Below are 20,695 nucleotides of genomic sequence, written 5' to 3' on the forward strand. Positions count from 1 at the left end.
TTTCGGACAGCGATGTCTTTCCGTTTTATGGAGTGGGTGAACGCTAATCGAGATGTATTCTCAGCCTATAAAGCTGCTTTGGGTTTTATTTGGGCTTGAAATCTGTTTAAGTCCCGCTAGAAAGTATTAGGGGCTAGGAATTATACAAAGTTCCTCTTAGGCTGAAATTAATGCTAAATCCAGCACTCCAAACTAAGTTAAAGAGGCACGTTTATGGACGGTTTTCAGTATGTAATTCCTGGCTTAGAACAGTTCTTCCAATCAGAACCGCAACCAGTTACTTCAAATTCATCGAAGGAAAAAGAAAAGGGTAAGGCTGACATCAAGGATAATTCAGGGTCTCAGAATATAGAATCTGAGCCTGAATAATTCTCTTAATTAGCATTCAATCTATCCAGCAAATGGAATGCGCGGCTAAATAAAAAAAGTCCGCCTGAACGGACTAAGAATAATTAATCATGCTAAAACCTGCGTAGGCAAGTTTTGTCTGTATAGTCGCGAATTCTATCCGCCAGGGCTTCTTTTTTAATTTTTATGCCTACTTCACCACCAGCACGGAACAAGGGGCATCAGCAACAACTTGGCTGCTGACAGAACCCTCTATAATTCGCTTCAAACCCGTTAAACCCCGACTGCCAATCACAATCAAGTCAGCTTGATAAATATTCGCAAGTCGGATTATTTCTTCAGCGGGGTCGCCAGTGACGATTTCTAGTTCGCTGTGGCAGGGTAGAGCAGCCTGATAAGATTCCATCTGCTTTTCAATCTGCCGATAGGGCAGATCCTCCGGACAGGCATGAGGCTTATCAACAGCAATTTCCACCTCAGACCCCGAAGAAGGAATCACATGGGAAAGGATGATTTTGGTCGTTGGCTGTAGTTGGAGTTCTTCCAGGGACTGAATCACTCCCTCCGAAAGCTCTGAACTGTCGAGAGCCACCAGAATAATTTTTAGCACCCCAAAATCTCCTTATTCGTTATTCGTCAGACCTCTTCTCGATTCGCAGCCGCACGGAGTCAGCGTGGGAAGTCAAACCCTCGGCTTGGGCAAGAATCTGGATAGCGTTGCCAAACTTCTGGAGCGCTGTCGGCGAGTACTGTATCAGACTGGAGTGTTTCAGAAACGTTTCAACTCCCAGTGCTGAAGCGTAACGAGCAGCGCCGGAGGTAGGCAGCGTGTGATTCGGCCCTGCTAAGTAGTCTCCCACAGCTTCGGGCGTTGAGGAACCCAAGAAGATAGCACCCGCGTGGCGAATTTTTTCCAGCAGATCCCAAGGTTCTTGGACTTCCAGTTCCAAGTGTTCGGGGGCGAACTCGTTGGAGAGGTCAGCAGCAACCAACAGAGAGTCAACCACCACAATTAAACCGTAATGAGCGATCGCTTTCTCTGTCAGTAGCCGTCGCGGATGATCTTCCAATTGACGTTCTACTTCTAGCTGTACTTTCTTCGCCAACCCAGCTTCTGTTGTCAGGAGAATTGCTGCTGCCATCGGATCGTGTTCCGCTTGCGCCAACATATCTGCCGCCACATAGACGGGATTGGCGTTTTCATCGGCAATAATCAGTACCTCAGAAGGCCCTGCCAGCGAGTCAATCCCCACGGTGCCATATACGAGCTTTTTCGCCAGGGTGACGTAGATATTACCGGGACCAGTGATGACATCTACCTTAGGAATGGTTTCGGTGCCATAAGCCAAAGCCGCGATCGCTTGAGCGCCGCCAATCCGATAAATTTCTTGCACCCCAGCTTCCTGGGCTGCCACTAGCACCGCGGCATTAATCGTTTTTTCTTGCCCTGGTGGCGTCACCATGACAATTCTCGGCACACCCGCTACCTTCGCAGGGATGGCGTTCATTAATACCGTACTTGGATAGGACGCTCGACCGCCAGGAACGTAAAGCCCTGCTCGATCTACCGGCGTGTAACGCTTCCCCAAAACAATCTCATCGTCCCCAAATTGAACCCAAGATTTCGGGACGCGCTGCCGGTGGAATGCTTCTATTTGTTGACGTGCCAGTTGAATCGCGTTGAGTAACTCCTGGGACACCTGTTGATAGGCAGCATCCAGTTCTGAGCCACTAACGCGCAGCTGTTCGGAATTCAAAGTTTGTCGATCGAATTCAGCCGTGTAGTGCAGCAGAGCTTTGTCGCCCTGGCGCTTCACAGCCTGTAAGACTTCCCGAACAGTTGCCTCTTTATGAACAATCTGGTCGTCATGGGTGCGATCGCAGATACGCCGCAGTTCAGTTCTTGCCTCAGATACCTGAGTAATGATTCGCAGCATGGAGTCGGAATCACCATCTAGGAATTACCCGCCTGAGTTCAGGTATATCACTATCCTCATCCCTTGAGATGAGGAAGCCTATTCCCTATACTCGTTTCTATAGCTTAACCTGGATTTTTCAAGGGATCGCTATAATTTATGGAGAGATGGTATATTAATCTATCTAGTTCTGTTTGTTAACTGTACAGAGTTTTCTTCAAGACTGTGGCCAATACTAAGTCAGCCCTAAAGCGAGTCCAAGTAGCCGAACGCAACCGGCTGCGTAACAAGACCTATAAATCAGCCGTAAAAACGCTGATGAAGAGTTATCTTGCAGCCGTCCAAACCCACGCAGCCAACCCCACTGCGGAATCGCTGCAAGAAGTACAGCGGCGGATGTCAGAGGTCTACAGCAAGATTGATAAAGCGGTAAAGCGGGGGGTGTTGCATACCAACAACGGTGCCCGGAAAAAATCCAATCTCGCCAAGGCGCTCAAACGCGCGCAGCCCCAGCTAGAAACTTCAACCCCGGCTTTGTCGGATGCTTCTGCTTCCTAGCTGCTAGCCGCTCGTCAGTAGTCAGCAGTCAGTTGTTTATCGAAAGCGGTGGTAGGTAGAATTCCCACTACCCGTTACCCACTACCCAATGCTTGATGACCAATGACTGAACAGATACAGTTGTTCGATACCCACGTCCATATAAACTTCGATCTCTTCCAGTCCGATCTGGAAGAGATTAAAGCTCGGTGGTGCGAAGCGGGGGTCGTTCGGCTGGTGCATTCGTGCGTGGAACCTACGGAGTTTTCAAGCATTCAATCACTGGCAAACCGATTTCCAGAACTTTACTTCGCCGTGGGGTTACATCCCCTCGATACCGAGAAGTGGGCATCAGAAACTGCCGAACAAATTCGTTCGCTGGCGAGTTCTGACCAGCGAGTGGTAGCAATTGGCGAAATGGGTCTGGATTTTTATAAAGCGGAAGATAGGGAGCGGCAAATAGAAGTATTTGAAGCACAGCTAGCGATCGCGCAGCAACTTGATTTGCCTGTAATTATTCATTGCCGAGATGCTGCTGCGACCATGCACGAACTGTTGCAAGATTTCTGGAAGCGCACGGGTCCTGTGCGGGGCGTCATGCACTGCTGGGGGGGTACTCCGGAAGAAATGCAATGGTTCTTGGATTTGGGTTTCTATATTAGTATCAGCGGCATCGTAACGTTTAAAAACGCCACTCAAGTTCAGGAATCGGCGAGGAGAATCCCCAGCGATCGCCTCCTAATTGAAACCGACTGCCCCTTCCTCGCACCCGTTCCCAAGCGTGGCAAACGTAACGAACCTTCCTACGTCCGATATGTCGCCGAGTGTGTTGCCCATCTGAGGGGGGTCTCTTTAGCGACTCTAGCCACGCAAACCACCCAGAATGCCTGTAATCTGTTTCGACTTTCCGTACCTCAGCCTTGTGCTGCGATTTAGTGCCCAATTCTAAGGGCTTTTATCCATGCCGCGTGCCGCGTACCGTACCCGTTCTGAGTGCTGTAGACACTGGAAAGGCAGGGAGAACCACGACAGAGACATCCATCCCCCGAAGACAATAACTTTTGGTGGAAAATCTCTTTTCTCCCTTCTGGGTTTCATTACCCCAATTTAGAGGTAGGTGTCAACAAAGAAAGTCAATTTGCGACATAATATTTAAAAGACCCTCTATGAACAGAATTCTTGCGAGCAAACTGGGATGGCTGCCTGCTCCACCTAAACAGACTTCATACCCCTGCAATCACTGTCCTTATACCTGGTAAAGAAGCACTAAATATTATCTTTGAGCAAACAAGCCAAAGCGAACTGCTGGTTCGCGTATAAAACCAACGAAAAACAACCCTGAGACGTTTCCTTCCCTGCTAGTGGGGACTAAACGGCTCATTTTGTTCTTGCCAATCGCTTGTCCTTGGGGACGAGTGAGGCATACTTCGCCGCTACTGCTTACTTTGGCACGAATTCCATCCCGCTAGATGGGAAGGATCTAAAGATGAAGGACGAATTCAAAACCATCAAAGATGGAGGACGAATCAATTCAGGATTCATCCTTACTAACGGATGACTTTTGAGTTCTAGACGATCGGGTTGATTGGGAAGTCGGGTCTCCCCACTGGCATTCTTCTTAAACCCCCCCTTACGACAGGTAATTCCTGAATTCTTTTGCAAGAGGAAAAGCATGACTAATCAGACCTCCACTCCAGTTGCTTACATGTTGCCAGACCTGGTAGAAATTCAGCGAGCCAGCTTCCGCTGGTTCCTGGAAGAAGGTCTGATTGAGGAACTTAACAGCTTTTCGCCGATTACCGATTACACCGGCAAGCTGGAGTTGCACTTCTTGGGCAAAGACTACAAACTCAAGCGACCCAAGTACGATGTAGATGAAGCCAAGCGTCGGGATGCAAGCTATGCCGTACAAATGTACGTTCCGACGCGGCTCATTAATAAAGAAGACGGCACGATTAAAGAGCAAGAAGTCTTCATCGGCGATTTGCCCCTAATGACCGACCGAGGCACATTTATTATTAATGGTGCCGAGCGGGTGATCGTTAACCAAATCGTGCGAAGCCCCGGAGTTTATTACAAATCGGAAACCGACAAAAACGGACGCCGTACCTACTCAGCTTCTCTTATTCCCAACCGGGGCGCGTGGCTGAAGTTTGAAACCGATAAAAACGACTTAGTGTGGGTACGAATCGATAAGACGCGCAAACTGTCGGCACAGGTATTACTCAAGAGCTTGGGGCTTTCCGACTCTGAGATTTTTGATGCGTTGCGTCATCCAGAATATTTCCAGAAGACCATTGAGAAAGAAGGGCAGTTTTCCGAAGAAGAAGCGCTCATGGAGCTATATCGGAAACTACGACCCGGTGAACCACCAACGGTTTCTGGCGGACAGCAGTTGTTGGAATCGCGCTTCTTCGATCCGAAGCGTTACGACCTGGGTCGCGTTGGTCGCTATAAGCTGAACAAGAAGCTGCGGCTCTCCGTGCCGGATACAGTGCGCGTGCTGACCCCAACCGATATTCTGGCAGCGGTAGACTACTTGATCAACTTGGAATATGACATCGGGATTACCGATGATATCGACCACTTGGGGAACCGAAGAGTGCGCTCAGTAGGCGAACTATTGCAAAACCAAGTGCGCGTCGGCTTGAACCGCTTAGAGCGGATTATCCGGGAGCGGATGACCGTTTCGGATGCCGAAACCCTAACACCCGCTTCTTTGGTAAACCCGAAGCCTTTGGTAGCGGCGATTAAGGAGTTTTTCGGCTCCTCCCAGTTGTCCCAGTTTATGGATCAGACAAATCCCTTAGCGGAATTGACTCACAAGCGGCGACTCTCAGCGTTAGGTCCGGGAGGACTAACGCGGGAACGCGCAGGGTTCGCCGTGCGGGATATTCATCCGAGCCACTACGGGCGGATTTGCCCGATTGAGACGCCAGAAGGACCGAACGCTGGATTGATCGGCTCTTTGGCAACTCATGCGCGGGTGAATGCCTATGGATTTGTAGAGACGCCGTTCTGGAAGGTAGAAAACGGACGGGTACTCAAGGAACAAGCGCCGGTATATATGACGGCAGATGAAGAAGACGATCTGCAAGTCGCGCCAGGGGACATCCCGATGGATGTGGATGGATGGATCTTGGGAGAATCGGTAGCGGTGAGATATCGCCAAGATTTCACCACCACGACACCCGACATGGTGGATTATGTAGCGGTGTCGCCGGTGCAGATTATTTCGGTTGCCACATCGTTGATTCCCTTTTTGGAACACGACGATGCCAACCGAGCGTTGATGGGATCGAACATGCAGCGGCAGGCAGTGCCGTTATTGAAGCCAGAGCGACCCCTAGTCGGGACTGGCTTGGAAGCCCAGGCGGCGCGGGACTCCGGGATGGTCGTGGTTGCCAAATACGACGGGGAAGTCACCTTTGTGGATGCGACGCGGATCGCAGTGCGGAGTTTCGACGAAACCGGGGAACCCAACGGACCGCAGATCGAGTATGAGTTGCAGAAGTATCAGCGCTCAAACCAAGATACCTGCTTGAATCAGCGACCCTTAGTGTATGAAGGCGATCGCATCGTTGCCGGACAGGTACTTGCCGACGGTTCTGCTACCGAAGGGGGCGAACTGGCTTTGGGGCAGAATATCCTGGTAGCGTATATGCCTTGGGAAGGCTACAACTACGAGGACGCGATCTTAATCAGCGAACGGCTGGTTTACGACGATGTCTACACCAGCATCCACATTGAAAAGTACGAAATCGAGGCGCGGCAAACCAAGCTAGGACCCGAAGAAATTACGCGGGAAATCCCTAACGTCGGGGAAGATAGCTTGCGAAGCCTGGATGAAACCGGGATTATCCGAATTGGAGCCTGGGTAGAAGCTGGGGACATTCTGGTAGGAAAGGTGACGCCCAAAGGGGAATCCGACCAGCCACCGGAAGAGAAACTGCTGCGGGCAATTTTCGGTGAAAAGGCGCGGGATGTACGCGACAACTCCCTGCGAGTGCCCAACGGAGAGAAAGGGCGCGTGGTAGACGTGCGCGTCTTCACCCGCGAACAGGGCGACGAACTGCCCCCCGGAGCGAACATGGTGGTGCGTGTCTACGTCGCGCAGAAGCGCAAAATCCAAGTGGGCGACAAGATGGCGGGACGGCACGGTAATAAGGGAATTATTTCCCGGATATTACCCGCCGAAGATATGCCCTACCTGCCAGATGGAACCCCCGTGGACATCGTGCTCAATCCACTCGGAGTGCCCTCACGGATGAATGTGGGGCAGGTGTTTGAGTGCTTGCTGGGATGGGCTGGTGAGAACTTAAATGTCCGCTTCAAAGTGATTCCCTTTGATGAAATGCACGGAGCGGAAAAAAGCCGCGAGTCGGTGCATGGAAAGTTGGAGGAGGCGAGGAAGAAGACCGGGAAGAACTGGCTGTTTAACCCTGATGAAGCCGGAAAGCTCCGAGTCTTTGATGGGCGTACTGGGGAAGCCTTTGACCGTCCGATTACCGTGGGCAAGGCGTATATGCTGAAGCTAGTACACCTGGTAGACGACAAGATCCACGCCCGTTCTACGGGACCCTACTCTTTGGTGACGCAGCAACCCTTGGGAGGCAAAGCGCAGCAGGGCGGACAGCGATTTGGCGAAATGGAAGTGTGGGCGCTGGAAGCTTTTGGCGCTGCCTACATTTTGCAGGAGTTGCTGACGGTGAAATCCGACGATATGCAGGGGCGAAACGAAGCGCTGAATGCGATCGTCAAAGGCAAGGCGATTCCGCGACCGGGAACACCAGAATCGTTCAAGGTGTTGATGCGAGAACTGCAATCTCTATGTTTAGATATTGCCGTCCATAAGGTGGAGACGACCGAGGACGGAACCACGGGACACGTAGAGGTTGACTTGATGGCGGATGTGTCAAATCGCCGGACGCCGACGCGACCCACCTATGAATCTCTCAGCCGCGAGGAACTGGAAGAAGACGAAGTTTAATCAATGAAAAATGGAAAATTAAAAATTAAAAATTAGGAATTCTTTAATTTTTAATTTTTCATTTTTAATTTTTAATTGGAGCGCAGCGACAGATGAGACATCAGCTAGAACAGCGGTTTGACTACGTCAAAATTGCTCTGGCATCGCCAAAGCGAATTCAGGATTGGGGGCAAAGAAACCTGCCCAATGGTCAAGTGGTGGGTGAGGTTACGAAACCCGAAACGATTAATTACCGGACGCTCAAACCAGAAATGGATGGCCTTTTCTGCGAGCGCATTTTTGGTCCCGCAAAAGATTGGGAATGCCACTGCGGCAAGTACAAGCGGGTGCGCCACAGAGGTATTGTCTGCGAACGCTGCGGCGTAGAAGTGACAGAATCGCGGGTGCGTCGTCACCGTATGGGCTACATTAAGCTAGCGGCACCTGTGGCTCACGTTTGGTATCTCAAGGGCATTCCCAGCTATATGTCGATTCTGCTGGATATGCCCCTGCGGGATGTGGAGCAGATTGTCTATTTCAATGCCTATGTGGTACTCAGTCCTGGCAACGCGGAGAATCTCAGTTACAAGCAGTTGCTGACGGAAGATCAGTGGCTGGAAATTGAGGAGCAGCTCTATAGCGAAGATTCTACCCTGCAAGGTGTCGAGGTGGGAATTGGTGCTGAGGCGCTGCAACGTCTCTTGCAGGACATTAACTTGGAAGCAGAGGCTGAGTCGCAACGAGAGGAAATTGCCAATGCGAAGGGTCAGAAGCGGGCGAAACTGATTAAGCGCCTGAGAGTGATTGACAACTTCATCGCGACTGGTTCTAAGCCAGAGTGGATGGTGCTGTCGGTGATTCCGGTAATTCCGCCAGATTTGCGTCCAATGGTGCAGCTGGATGGCGGCAGATTTGCCACTTCTGACTTGAATGACTTGTATCGTCGGGTAATTAACCGCAACAACCGCTTAGCACGGCTCCAAGAAATCTTGGCACCGGAAATCATTGTTCGCAACGAGAAGCGGATGTTGCAAGAAGCTGTGGATGCGCTTATCGATAATGGTCGTCGGGGACGGACGGTAGTAGGAGCCAATAATCGACCCCTGAAATCTCTGTCAGACATTATTGAAGGTAAGCAGGGACGCTTCCGGCAAAACCTGTTGGGTAAGCGAGTAGACTACTCCGGACGTTCTGTAATTGTGGTGGGACCAAAGCTAAAAATCCACCAATGCGGCTTGCCACGAGAAATGGCAATTGAGTTATTCCAACCGTTTGTAATTCACCGGCTGATTCGCGGCGGACTGGTCAATAATATCAAGGCAGCCAAGAAGCTGATTCAGCGCGGGGATGCCTCTGTGTGGGACGTGCTAGAGGAAGTAATTGCCGGACACCCGGTGATGCTAAACCGGGCACCAACGCTGCACCGTCTAGGGATTCAAGCGTTTGAGCCAATTCTGGTAGAAGGTCGAGCAATTCAGCTGCACCCACTGGTATGTCCGGCGTTCAACGCGGACTTCGATGGCGACCAGATGGCGGTTCACGTACCGCTTTCTTTGGAGGCTCAGGCAGAAGCGCGGTTACTGATGCTGGCTTCTAATAACATTCTCTCTCCAGCGACGGGCCGACCCATTGTAACGCCTAGCCAAGACATGGTATTAGGCTGCTATTACCTAACGGCAGAAAACCCAGCAGCGACCAAGGGTGCTGGAGGTTATTTCGCCAGCTTGGATGATGCGCTCTTAGCCTATGAGCAGTCTGCGGTAGATTTACACGCCTACATCTGGGTGCGCTTTGACGGGGTAGTAGAGAATGATAAACCGGATGCGGAGCCGGAAAAGGTGGAAACCTTAGCTGATGGCACCGTCTGGACAACCTACAACTTCCGTCGAGTGCGGCAAGACAAGGAAGGAAACGTCTTGACCCAATACATTCGGACGACGCCCGGTCGAATTATCTACAATAAGACGATTCAAGAGGCATTGGCAATATAAATCAGTGTTGAGGACGGAGTGATTGAGGATCGGGCAAAGAGTTTTGACTTTCTTCCTCACTCACGTCCTCGCTCCGGTGTTTTGTGTTCGCTTGTTCTGTGTTCGCTCAGTCCGCGAGTTGAATGGCCCTACGCGAATACGCCTCATCGCTCAGTCTTCTTTAAATACTCGTTTTGCGAGTAGAGCGCCGCTACGCTAACAGTCCTTATACCTCAGTCCTAACTTATGGCAGAGCAACCAGAAATCAAAAATATTTTTCATAATCGGATGGTGGACAAAGGGCAACTGAAGAAACTGGTTGCCTGGGCATTTACGCATTTCGGTAGTGCCCGCACCTCCCAAATGGCAGATCGCCTGAAAGATTTGGGCTTCCACTACGCGACTAAAGCGGGTGTCTCGATTAGTGTGGATGACTTGCAGGTGCCGGATTCTAAGCGGCAGTTGCTGGACGCTGCCGAAACTGAAATTCGCTCTACAGAAGCACGCTACACGCGGGGCGAAATCACCGAGGTGGAGCGCTTCCAAAAGGTTATCGATACCTGGAATAGTACCAGCGAAGCCCTAAAGGATGAGGTGGTTCGCAACTTTAGACAAAAAAATCCCCTGAATTCGGTCTATATGATGGCGTTTTCTGGGGCGCGGGGAAATATTTCTCAGGTGCGTCAGCTGGTGGGAATGCGTGGATTGATGGCAAACCCCCAGGGAGAGATTATTGGTCTGCCAATTAAGACGAATTTTCGGGAAGGTTTGACCGTCACGGAATATATTATCTCGTCTTATGGGGCACGGAAGGGATTGGTAGATACCGCTCTACGTACAGCGGATTCCGGCTATCTTACCCGCCGCCTGGTGGATGTGTCTCAGGATGTAATTGTTCGGGAAGTGGACTGCGGCACCCAGCGAGGGATTCGCTTACGCAGCATGACTTCGGACGATCGGGTGCTGATTCCTTTGTCCGATCGCCTGCTGGGTCGCGTTTTAGTAGAAGATGCGGTTCATCCCACCACGGGGGAAGTGGTCATGCCCCGCAATCAGCCGATGTCAGAAGAAATGGGGCTGAACATTGTTAAGGCTGGGATAGAAGAAGTTTTCGTGCGATCGCCCCTGACCTGCGAAGCCGCCCGTTCCGTGTGTCAACATTGTTACGGCTGGAGCCTCGCCCACGGACATCTCGTGGATCTGGGGGAAGCGGTGGGAATTATTGCCGCTCAGTCGATTGGCGAACCAGGCACCCAGCTCACCATGCGGACGTTCCACACTGGCGGCGTCTTCACTGGCGAAGTCGCGCGACAAGTCCGTGCGCCGATGACCGCCAAAGTGCGCTTCAGCCGAGGGATGCGGACGCGGGGACTGCGGACGCGGCACGGGGAAGATGCCTTGCTAGTGGAATCGACCAATGCGGAATTGATTCTCGATCCGGTAGACAGCACTCAGGAGCAAATCTCGATTCCGCTCACTCAAAATTCCACCCTATACTGTGTCAATGGCAGCACGGTAACGGCAGAACAGCTATTGGGTGAAGTTGCGATCGCTTCTTCCACTCGCGCCCATACAGAAAAAGCCGCCAAAGACGTTACCACTGACCTGGCAGGCGAAGTGAAGTTTGAAGGTCTGCTTCCAGAAGAAAAAACCGACCGCCAGGGGAACACCACCCGGATTGCGGCGCGGGGTGGTTTGTTGTGGATTTTGTCTGGAGAAGTTTACAACCTACCTCCAGGTGCCGAAGCCGTCGTGCAGAACGGTAAAGTGGTGGATCGCAACGACGTACTCGCAGAAACCAAGTTGGTGAGCGAGCATGGTGGTGTCGTCCGGCTAAAAGCTGATGACGCTGGTTCGCGGGGACGAGAAATTGAAATTATCACCGCTAGCGTGCTGTTAGACCAAGCACGGGTGCGAATGGAAGCGACTCAAGGCCGCGACCATTATGTAATTTATACCGCCGACAATCAGCGCTTTTCCCTGAAGGCCACCCCAGGGACAAAAGTTCAAAACCACCAGGTAGTAGCCGATTTAATTGACGATCGCTATAACACCCAGACCGGGGGAATTATCAAATACGCCGGTGTGGAAGTTGCCAAAAAAGCCAAGGCAAAACAAGGATACGAAGTCATCAAAGGCGGCACCTTGCTGTGGATTCCAGAAGAATCCCATGAAGTGAACAAGGATATCTCCCTCCTGCAAGTGGAAGACGGTCAATACGTAGAAGCCATGACAGAGGTCGTCAAAGATATCTTCTGTCAAACAGCTGGGATAGTGGAAGTAACCCAGAAAAACGATATCCTACGGGAAATCGTGATTAAGCCCGGTGAACTACATTTGGTCGATGACCCAGAAGCAGTGATGGGAACAGATGGATCGCTGTTCTATCCCGGACAGGAAGTTATGCCAGGGCTGACGGTTAGCGAGTTGCGCTATACCGAATTTGTGGAAACCCCTGAAGGCCCTGCATTGTTGCTGCGTCCGGTGACTGAGTTTCACGTTCCCGATGAGCCGAGCGTACCGTCTCAAGCTTCTATTTCTGGCAGGGGACGTTACAAGATTGAGCTGCGGGCAGTTCAGCGGCTTCCTTATAAAGATGGGGAACGGGTGAAGTCCATCGGAGGGCTGGAACTGCTGCGGACGCAATTGGTTCTGGAAATTGGCTATGGAACTGAAAGTGAGAGCAGTTCTGAGAGCATCGGTGCTTTGGAACTACTAGCGGCGGATATTGAGTTGCTGCCAATTGAAGGAAAGGGAGTTGAAGCAAAAGGCAAGGACGACGAAGAAAGCTCCGCGCTTTCAACCGTAAGTTCTGAACTTTCGCCTCGGACTTCAGAAATGCGTTTACAGCTCTTGGTTTCGGAATCTCTGGTGATTCGTCGGGATACAGCGGCAGATCCACTTTCTGGCAGTACCCATACACGGATTATGGTGACTGACGGTCAGCAGATCGAGCCAGGAGCCGTTGTGGCTCGCACGGAAATTCAGTGCAAGGATGCCGGAGAAGTCCGGGGGATTCGCGCTGGAGAAGCCTCGATTCGCCGGGTGCTGCTGGTTCGGGATACCGATCGGATAAGTGTTGATACGAAAGGCGCTAAACCCACCGTAAAAGTGGGAGCGCTGTTAGTAGCAGGGACTGAGATCGCCTCTGGCGTACTTGCCCCAGAGTCGGGTCAAATTTCCGCCATCTTGGAGGATTCGATCCAGATGCGTCTGGCTCGTCCTTATCGCGTGTCTTCCGGAGCCGTCTTGCATATCGATGATGGAGACTTGGTGCAGCGGGGTGACAACCTAGTGCTGCTAGTCTTTGAGCGGGCGAAAACTGGGGATATCATCCAAGGTTTGCCACGTATTGAAGAACTGCTGGAGGCACGGAAGCCAAAAGAAGCGTGTATTTTGGCACGGCGTTCGGGAACGGCTCAGGTCGTTTACGGACCTCAGCAGGACGCAGAGGAGATTAAAGTCATTGAATCGGACGGCGTCGTGGCTGACTATCCCCTCGGCCCCGGACAGAACGTCATTGTGGGAGATGACATGGTTGTAGAGACTGCGGAGGCGCTAACCGATGGTCCTGCCAACCCCCATGAAATTCTAGAGATTTTCTTTGAGCATTACCGGGAAACGATGGGAGTCTACGAAGCGGCGCTGATGGCGTTGCAGAAGGTTCAGACTTTCCTGGTGAATGAAGTGCAGTCGGTTTATCAATCTCAGGGGATTGATATTTCTGATAAGCATATTGAGGTGATTGTGCGCCAGATGACCTCGAAAGTCCGGGTGGATGATGGCGGCGACACCACGATGCTGCCGGGAGAGTTGGTGGAACTGCGGCAGATTGAGCAAGTGAATGAAGCGATGGCAATTACTGGCGGGGCACCGGCGCAATATACGCCGATGTTGCTGGGGATTACCAAGGCATCGCTGAATACAGATAGCTTTATTTCTGCGGCATCTTTCCAGGAAACGACGCGGGTTCTCACCGAAGCCGCAATTGAAGGCAAATCTGACTGGCTGCGCGGTCTGAAGGAGAATGTGATCATTGGGCGACTGATTCCGGCAGGAACCGGGTTCAATGCCTATGAGGACAGCATCAGCTCAGATGTTGATATGTCAGCATCTGGCTTCGGTTCCGGACTGGATGTTGAGGAGGACGCGCTGGACGTGGTGCTGGATGACCGAACAGCTCGTGCTTACAGCCCAGGTCTTGGATTTGAAGAACGGCCTACTTATGGAATGGGCGGCGCTATCTCTCCAGTTCTTGATGATGACGACGACCTCATTGACGATGTTGAGGATGACGACGACTTTGAGGACGACGACTAGAGAGTAATGAGTACCGAGAACTGAAGAGAGAGTAGAAAGAGGAGATAAAAAGTAGTAAACGCGGTGTGCAACTTTCTGTATTTCTCCCCTTAAAAAGGGCGGTTAAGAAAGTTAAGAAAAAGTTGCAGACGTTAGAAAAGGAATAGAGAAGAGAATATTCTCTTCTCTATTCCTTTTTACTTTTAATTCACTCAATCCTCAGGTCTCAAGCACTCAGTCCTCACCTCTCAGCCCTCAGCACTAATTAAGACTGTTCTTGCAATTCACCAGCGCGGACGCTAATGGATGTCGCTTGGTTGGCGCGCTGCACCTTCATCTGTATAACCTGACCGACACGGCTATTCTCGACAATTCTCTGCAACTCGGCGGCAGTCTTCACGGGTTGCCCATCAATCTCCAAAATCACATCCCCCCGGCGCATTCCACTTTTGGCAGCTGGGGTATTTGGCAACACTCGCACGACTAGGACGCCGTTGATTTCTGGCACCTGTAGGGGAGCATTGGGGTCGCTGTTGTTTTCAGCCGCTACTTGGGGCGTTAGGGTTGCCATTTGAACGCCGAGATAGGGATGAGCGACTCTTTCTCCACGCGCCAGCTGAACAGAAATTGTTTTGGCTTGATTAATCGGAATTGCAAAGCCTATCCCCATTGCGTCAGCACGAATCGCCGTGTTGATGCCAATTACTTCACCCTGTTGATTTAAGAGTGGTCCACCGGAGTTACCTGGATTAATCGCTGCATCGGTTTGAATGAAATCCAATCGCTTGTCAGGAATCCCCACAGCGGCACTGGAGCGTTTAAGGGTACTGATAATTCCCAAGGTGACGGTGTTATCCAATCCTAATGGATTGCCGACTGCGATCGCCCAGTCACCCACTTGCACTTCGTTAGAATCTCCAAGAGGTGCCACGGGTAAGTCGCTACCTCCATCGATTTTGACCACCGCCAAATCCGTTACCGGATCGGCACCTTGTACCTTCCCCTCTATTGTGCGTCCATCCTTAAGGGTGACAGTCACCTTATCCGCCTGATTGACCACATGGGAATTTGTCAAAATAATCCCACTCTTGTCAATAATGAAACCAGAGCCTTGACCGCGTAGGCGCTCTTGCATCGGCCCTCTGGGCAACTCTTCACCAAAAAAACGCCGGAAGAAGGGGTCGTCAAACAACGGATCGATGTTACGGTTGACTGTGCGCTCGGTATCAATTCTGACGACTGCCGCTCCTACCCGATTCACCGCTGCGGTGACAAAACTGCCAGTTGCAGCAGTATTGGGAATTCTAGAAATACTGCTTTGCGCTACCAGCTCTGATGCCCCTGGAGTAAGTGCAACTTCTTTGGGAGCAGGGCCAGCCTGAGACGGCAAGACACGATAAGCGCCAAACGCCAAAATGCCTCCTAGAAAGGTGGCAATTACATAGGTACTGACTTGACGCAGAAACCGAAAAAACTTTGGAAATTGCATAGCATCAATTTTCTAGCTTTGTGATGATCTATCTGGTAACAAAAATATCCCTATAGTTATTTTTACAGGTGAAACGACTGAACTTAGGCTCAAGCACTGATGCGGTTTTCCCTACATCTCAAATTTCTATAAACATAAAGACGCATTCTTTGAGGCGACACATTAGCGTAGGGGCACGAAGTGGAGTGTAGTACAATTTTTCATCTCTAGAAGAGCAGATACTTAAATAGGCTACGATGTGGAATACAAATGCTGCCTTATTGACTCTCCATGATTGGATCGAATCCGCTAACTGACGAAACCTTGCCCGTCCACGGTCGTTCACATACCCACGAGCATGGGGATGAAGAGTCTCCCCATCATCATGTCCACAGCGAAGAATCACTGCGGCGGGTTGTTAATCGCTTGTCTCGGATTGAAGGACACGTCCGAGGCATCAAAAATATGGTGCAGGAAAGCGAATCCTGCCCCAAAGTTCTCGTGCAGATTGCTGCTGTGCGGGGTGCCCTAGATCGGGTGGCGCGGATAATTTTGGATGAACATTTAACTGAGTGTATTGCCCGCGCAGCTGAAGAAGGCAATATTGAAGTTGAAATTGAAAAGCTAAAAGAAGCTTTGGATCGATTTTTGCCTTAGTTTAGTTAGATTACAAAACTGGCTTCCCTTTGCGTGGAAGCCAGAAAAAAACATTGGTATCGAAGACAACGATATAGCTAGGGATTTACTTATGCTTGTGCAGCAACTTATCAACAAGCACCTCTTGGTCGTCTTCACTCAAGCTGTCCCAATCCAGCCCCCGTTCAGCACTCAAGACGCGCATCTGCTGCTCTTTCTCTGTTAACCTATCTGTGCCATTCATCTTTCTTTCCGAGGCGAGGGTGTCCAAGAGTATGGATTTATCCTCCTGTGGCAGTTGTTTAACTAAGTCAATTACCTGCCTAATTGTCAATTCTATCTTTGGCATGATTATTCCCTCGGTAGTTTATGAAATTGATATCTGAAACCACAGCGACAATCATGACGGGGTGGCAGTTGTGGCTGAAATGAAGAAGCGAACATCTACGACACGTCGGGAAGAGCTGATTTGAGATTTTTGCTCAAGAGACGCGAAGACACAAAGGCAACTACTATGAAAAGTTCGCAAATTCTTTCAGCTCAACTATTTGTGAGAGTACCACAAGTAAGAAGCTAGCTGCTGTCTCATCCCTTTGGAAAAGGACTAGCGATCCTTCAATTTTTCTTCTCTCAAGTGCTTGTAAATGCTGATGTCTCAAATTTTCAGAATTCAATGTTTTTGGAGGTATTTTTTAGCACATATAGAAGTACAATTTTCACATTTTTACGACTTTTAATTTTGTTAAAGCTATTTTAATGAAGAGCCTTTAGATAATATATTTTTATTGTTTATTTTACTAAATGTAAAAAAGCGAGCTTGAATTTTTTTGACAATAAAAGCCATACAATTCTAAACATTGTCTGCGTTTTGATTCACCTCCTAAGTTGCTTACACATGGAAAATGTTTAGCTATGCGATAGATTGGCAATTGGCTTTAAACGTAAACCTTTATTTATCACAATATTGTATAAAACTGTGCTTAAATCAGCTTTTACAGGTTGTCGAGTCTACGGGGATCGACTTAAAATGAATTAAGCATGATTATAAACTATCGGCATTAGTTAACATAGACTGCTTTTTTAATTTGTTTAAATTAATAGAACCAACGATTGGTATTAGTAACGACTAAAAATAAAATATATTTTTATATGAATATATTTTGATAAAATTAAAAAATAGAATAATTACTTTGTTTTTTGCTTAAAAAATTTAGCAAAAAATCAACCTTAAAAATAACAATAATCAGTGAATAAAACAATAACATTTAAATATGTACCAAAATATCTTGATTATGTGAATTCACTGAGATAGGAATAGTTAGTATTTTTTGTCATAGTATTGACTTTTATTAGCCTAATATTTACTTTAGAAACGTAGCATAATTACCAATAAAAACAATAAGACAATTTAATGCTTAAGTAAGAAGTAATAAAAAATATTAATGTTTTTAGTGATGGCACTATGTTGGGGAAGTTGGAGGAAGCGATCGCACGGTTAACCTGGTTCGATTGCCTCTGTACACAGGGATAGCAAAACCTTCCTAATTCCGGAGTCGGAATTGCCAACGAATAGAGCAGTATAAATTCTACTGCATTGCTTGTAGCTCCAGTCAGGATAGCGATCGCAACTGATAGTGTTGGTGACAGAGGATGCGATCGCTATCCTGACGTGCATTACGATTAAGCAAATCAGATTTGAGCAAACAGTTGTAGAGGATGACGTTTGATTATCAATTTCACTATTCTTTGAGCGGTAGCGCAGATAAACCGATAATCCTGTTTTTACATGGCTTTATGGGTGACTGCAACGAATTTAATCAAGTTATCTCATTTTTGTCTGACCAATTTTGTTGTCTTGCTGTTGACCTTCCAGGTCATGGACAAACTAAGGTTATGGGTGGAGACGAGTGCTATGAAATGGCAAATACTGCCCAGGCTTTGCTCAACCTGCTAGAACAGTTAAGCATTGAAAAATGTTTTTTGGTTGGCTATTCGATGGGTGGACGATTGGCTTTATATTTGACCCTTCATTTCCCCGAACGTTTTCCTAAAGTTGTCTTGGAATCGGCATCTCCTGGGTTGAAGACCGAAGAGGAACGATGGAAGCGACTCCAGCGGGATCTAGAATTATCGCAGGAATTAGTAACGATTGATTTTTCAGAATTTTTAACAAATTGGTATCATCAGCCGCTTTTTGTTTCTCTCAAAAAACATCCGAAATTTGAGCAAATAATAGAGTCTCGGCTACAAAATAATCCCTTTGAATTGGCTAAGTCCCTAAGTAATTTGAGTACTGGATGCCAACCTTCTTTATGGGAAGCGCTCAAACAAAACCAAAACCCTATGCTTTTGCTAGTGGGTGAATATGATAACAAGTTTAGAATCATTAACTCAGAAATGGCGAAACTGTGTAAAGCAGCTAAGGTTAATTTAATTAGTAATTGTGGGCATAATATTCATGTAGAAAATCCAAGAGTATTTTTTGACAAAATTAGCCAGTTTTTAGCTAAACCTGTATCAATTTAATAATATTTGTTAAGGTAATGCTTACCCTAAATACCATTTGGGTTTTGAGGCGCTGCCTTAACGCTCCCTCAATCGGGCTTAAAAAGGAAAGCTAAGAAATTTATATGTTACAAACAAAATGATAAATACCCCGCCTCCGCTTTTAGGTAGGAGGCTGGGGCGAGATTCTAAATGATAGCTATTTAAACCAATTTTATATTATAAAAAATACGGTAATTTGCAGCTTTAATTAGTTTAAATTATTAATTTGCCTTTTCCGAAGTAAAGTATTATCAGAAATGTAGTTTATTGGTTGCCGTTGTGCGGAATTTCATTTTATGGAAACAATAGGAATTCATCATGCCGCGATTATTTGCTCTAACTATGAAAAATCTAAAAAGTTTTATGTAGAGGTTTTAGGATTCTCAATTATCCAAGAAACCTTTAGAGAAGAAAGAAATTCTTACAAATTAGATTTGAGAGTTGGTCGCGGCGATCAAATTGAGCTTTTTTCATTTCCTAATCCTCCTCAAAGATTAAGTCACCCTGAAGCTTGCGGATTGAGGCATTTAGCGTTTGCTGTCAAAAATATAGATGAAGCTGTTTACTATTTAAAAAACCAAGGAGTGCAGGTAGAAGATATTAGACTTGATGAGATGACTGGCAAGCGGTTTACATTCTTTAGCGATCCAGACGGATTACCTTTAGAAATCTATGAAAAATAGCTTTATAGGCGCTTAAACTTATGTTGGCTAATCAATACTTGGTTTTTCTCTGACATCAAGCTCTTAAGGAGCTTTTAAGCTTAAGAAAATTATCACTGCTTTGGCAAACGTTGTTAAGTTTTTTTCTTAAAAACTTAACAACGTCCGGAAAAAAAGGAGCAAAAGCAAGGGTTTCTACGGAGAAAGGCGATCGCTTTCATCAAAAGTCCCTTAAAAAAACGGTGGGAACAGTCTATTAATTCAACTATCTATAGTAATAGATTGTTCGACCTCACCTCCTTTGGAGTCCGCCATGAATCTCCACCGCCCAGCTTTGTGCTTACTACCCGGTTTCAAAAAAAGTACAAGCAAAGGTTTCACAACCTTTGACTTAATCGCTCATATTTTTCTAATTGGGCTGGTGGTAATGGCTATGCCGATTTTTTTCAACACGTCAGCTCCAGAAGGAGGTGTTGCCTCTTCTAACCGCAAAACGTTGCTGATTCGGATGAATTTCTAGGAAGTCTACGTTACAAACAATGAGGGGAAAGATATCTTAGGGCAAGCTGAAGAGTGTGATGGATACTAAAGTTCACTGAACTAGATTAAATTTGGAAACCCGCACTCGCGTCGGTTTTTTATCCAAAAGTTTGTAGCTCTTCTTTTAGCATTTGCTCATAAATTTCTGGCAACTTCCCACTCATAGAGTTGGTTTCTATCCCATAGCCCAGACTTGTCCAAGTGCCAGATAGCAGCCGCAACACCTTTTTTAGTTTCCCTTGGCGCAGCAACTTGGAAATGTCTACTTTCCAGGCTTTCCGGTCACTCAGCCACGCATAAACTACAGCGTCCTGAAATTGTGGCTCAAAGCTATAAGAGTGCCAAAACATAAATTCTGAAGGCTGCGGGTGATAGCGCTGAGCCTTCTCAAGCCACGTCGTGTTGAGCATCTGATAGCGACCAGCAGCAGTAGAACATTTTCCCGTATTAGGGCCAACACCAATCGGGATGCACATCTGGGGATGCTGGCTGAGGTCTTGGACATACTGACCGCCATAGATGACCCGATAAGGCTGGGCAACATTTGCTTCACTAGCAGAAATTGTCCGCATCAAGGCACGGATATAAGGATCGCCCCCTTGCATTGCCAAGGGAGCGGTACCGTTTCCGTTCAGTGGAGCCACCGACGAGTTTCCGTAGGAGAAGCCGCGATCGCGCAGCTTCTCCCAGTCTTTAAGATAAAGCAACAAGCACAGCACCGCCGTCATGCTCAGCATCCCGATGAGAAAACTCCCGATCGCTGAAAACATCCCGGCGAGAAAACGCCCGATGGCTGAGAACAT

Annotated in this window: 15 protein-coding genes; 9 read left to right on the forward strand and 6 right to left on the reverse strand. The window is 48.3% G+C overall.

Translation table 11 applies throughout. The features are described 5' to 3' along the window. Nucleotides 1–538: 538 nt before the first annotated feature. Together NDI44_RS18755 and hisD are read right to left on the reverse strand one after the other, a co-directional pair. A complete protein-coding gene (locus NDI44_RS18755; protein ID WP_190413944.1) occupies nt 539–958 on the reverse strand; it encodes a universal stress protein in 420 nt (139 codons plus the stop codon). Between the two features lie 19 nt (nt 959–977). Next, nucleotides 978–2,285 carry a histidinol dehydrogenase gene (hisD, locus tag NDI44_RS18760; protein ID WP_190413946.1) on the reverse strand — a complete coding sequence of 436 codons (1,308 nt, stop codon included), beginning with the start codon at nt 2,283–2,285 and terminating at the stop codon, nt 978–980. Between the two features lie 204 nt (nt 2,286–2,489). Between hisD and rpsT the strand changes: the two genes are divergently transcribed. From rpsT to NDI44_RS18785, 5 genes are all read left to right on the forward strand, one after another. Beyond that, the gene (gene rpsT / locus NDI44_RS18765) at nt 2,490–2,822 is read left to right on the forward strand and encodes a 30S ribosomal protein S20 (protein ID WP_190413948.1); all 333 of its coding nucleotides are present in this window, start codon (nt 2,490–2,492) and stop codon (nt 2,820–2,822) included. 114 nt (nt 2,823–2,936) lie between these two features. Further along, on the forward strand, nt 2,937–3,737 hold the full coding sequence (locus NDI44_RS18770; protein ID WP_190414142.1) for a YchF/TatD family DNA exonuclease: 801 nt from the start codon (nt 2,937–2,939) through the stop codon (nt 3,735–3,737). A 736-nt stretch (nt 3,738–4,473) separates the two neighbouring features. Then, nucleotides 4,474–7,791 carry a DNA-directed RNA polymerase subunit beta gene (gene rpoB, locus NDI44_RS18775; RefSeq protein WP_190413949.1) on the forward strand — a complete coding sequence of 1,106 codons (3,318 nt, stop codon included), beginning with the start codon at nt 4,474–4,476 and terminating at the stop codon, nt 7,789–7,791. Between the two features lie 92 nt (nt 7,792–7,883). Further along, nucleotides 7,884–9,761 carry a DNA-directed RNA polymerase subunit gamma gene (locus NDI44_RS18780; protein WP_190413951.1) on the forward strand — a complete coding sequence of 626 codons (1,878 nt, stop codon included), beginning with the start codon at nt 7,884–7,886 and terminating at the stop codon, nt 9,759–9,761. Between the two features lie 225 nt (nt 9,762–9,986). Beyond that, entirely contained in the window at nt 9,987–14,060 is a 4,074-nt protein-coding gene (locus NDI44_RS18785; RefSeq protein ID WP_190413953.1) for a DNA-directed RNA polymerase subunit beta', read from the forward strand. 244 nt (nt 14,061–14,304) lie between these two features. On the opposite strand, the gene NDI44_RS18790 is transcribed toward NDI44_RS18785, so the two are convergent. After that, nucleotides 14,305–15,528, reverse strand: a complete 1,224-nt coding sequence (locus NDI44_RS18790) for an HhoA/HhoB/HtrA family serine endopeptidase (RefSeq protein ID WP_190413955.1) — start codon at nt 15,526–15,528, stop codon at nt 14,305–14,307. 270 nt (nt 15,529–15,798) lie between these two features. Between NDI44_RS18790 and NDI44_RS18795 the strand changes: the two genes are divergently transcribed. Further along, nucleotides 15,799–16,164, forward strand: coding sequence for a metal-sensitive transcriptional regulator (locus tag NDI44_RS18795; protein WP_190413957.1), 366 nt, complete (start codon nt 15,799–15,801; stop codon nt 16,162–16,164). Between the two features lie 85 nt (nt 16,165–16,249). On the opposite strand, the gene NDI44_RS18800 is transcribed toward NDI44_RS18795, so the two are convergent. Then, on the reverse strand, nt 16,250–16,492 hold the full coding sequence (locus NDI44_RS18800) for a hypothetical protein (RefSeq protein WP_190413959.1): 243 nt from the start codon (nt 16,490–16,492) through the stop codon (nt 16,250–16,252). Nucleotides 16,493–17,638: 1,146 nt separating this feature from the next. Continuing rightward, nucleotides 17,639–17,818: a hypothetical protein gene (locus NDI44_RS18805; protein WP_190413961.1), complete on the reverse strand. Its 180-nt coding sequence runs from the start codon at nt 17,816–17,818 to the stop codon at nt 17,639–17,641. A gap of 41 nt (nt 17,819–17,859) precedes the next feature. Here NDI44_RS18805 and menH point away from each other — a divergent pair, with 41 nt between their 5' ends. From menH to NDI44_RS18820, 3 genes are all read left to right on the forward strand, one after another. Then, nucleotides 17,860–18,669, forward strand: a complete 810-nt coding sequence (gene menH / locus NDI44_RS18810; protein ID WP_190413963.1) for a 2-succinyl-6-hydroxy-2,4-cyclohexadiene-1-carboxylate synthase — start codon at nt 17,860–17,862, stop codon at nt 18,667–18,669. 317 nt (nt 18,670–18,986) lie between these two features. Further along, on the forward strand, nt 18,987–19,373 hold the full coding sequence (locus tag NDI44_RS18815) for a VOC family protein (RefSeq protein ID WP_190413965.1): 387 nt from the start codon (nt 18,987–18,989) through the stop codon (nt 19,371–19,373). A gap of 292 nt (nt 19,374–19,665) precedes the next feature. After that, nucleotides 19,666–19,872 (forward strand): hypothetical protein, encoded by a 207-nt coding sequence (locus tag NDI44_RS18820; RefSeq protein WP_190413967.1) that lies wholly within the window; start codon nt 19,666–19,668, stop codon nt 19,870–19,872. A gap of 118 nt (nt 19,873–19,990) precedes the next feature. On the opposite strand, the gene NDI44_RS18825 is transcribed toward NDI44_RS18820, so the two are convergent. Then, nucleotides 19,991–20,695, reverse strand: coding sequence for a glycoside hydrolase family protein (locus NDI44_RS18825; protein WP_242037113.1), 705 nt, complete (start codon nt 20,693–20,695; stop codon nt 19,991–19,993).

It is taken from the genome of Trichocoleus sp. DQ-A3, from assembly GCF_039961975.1.
GTDB lineage: Bacteria > Cyanobacteriota > Cyanobacteriia > Cyanobacteriales > FACHB-T130 > FACHB-T130.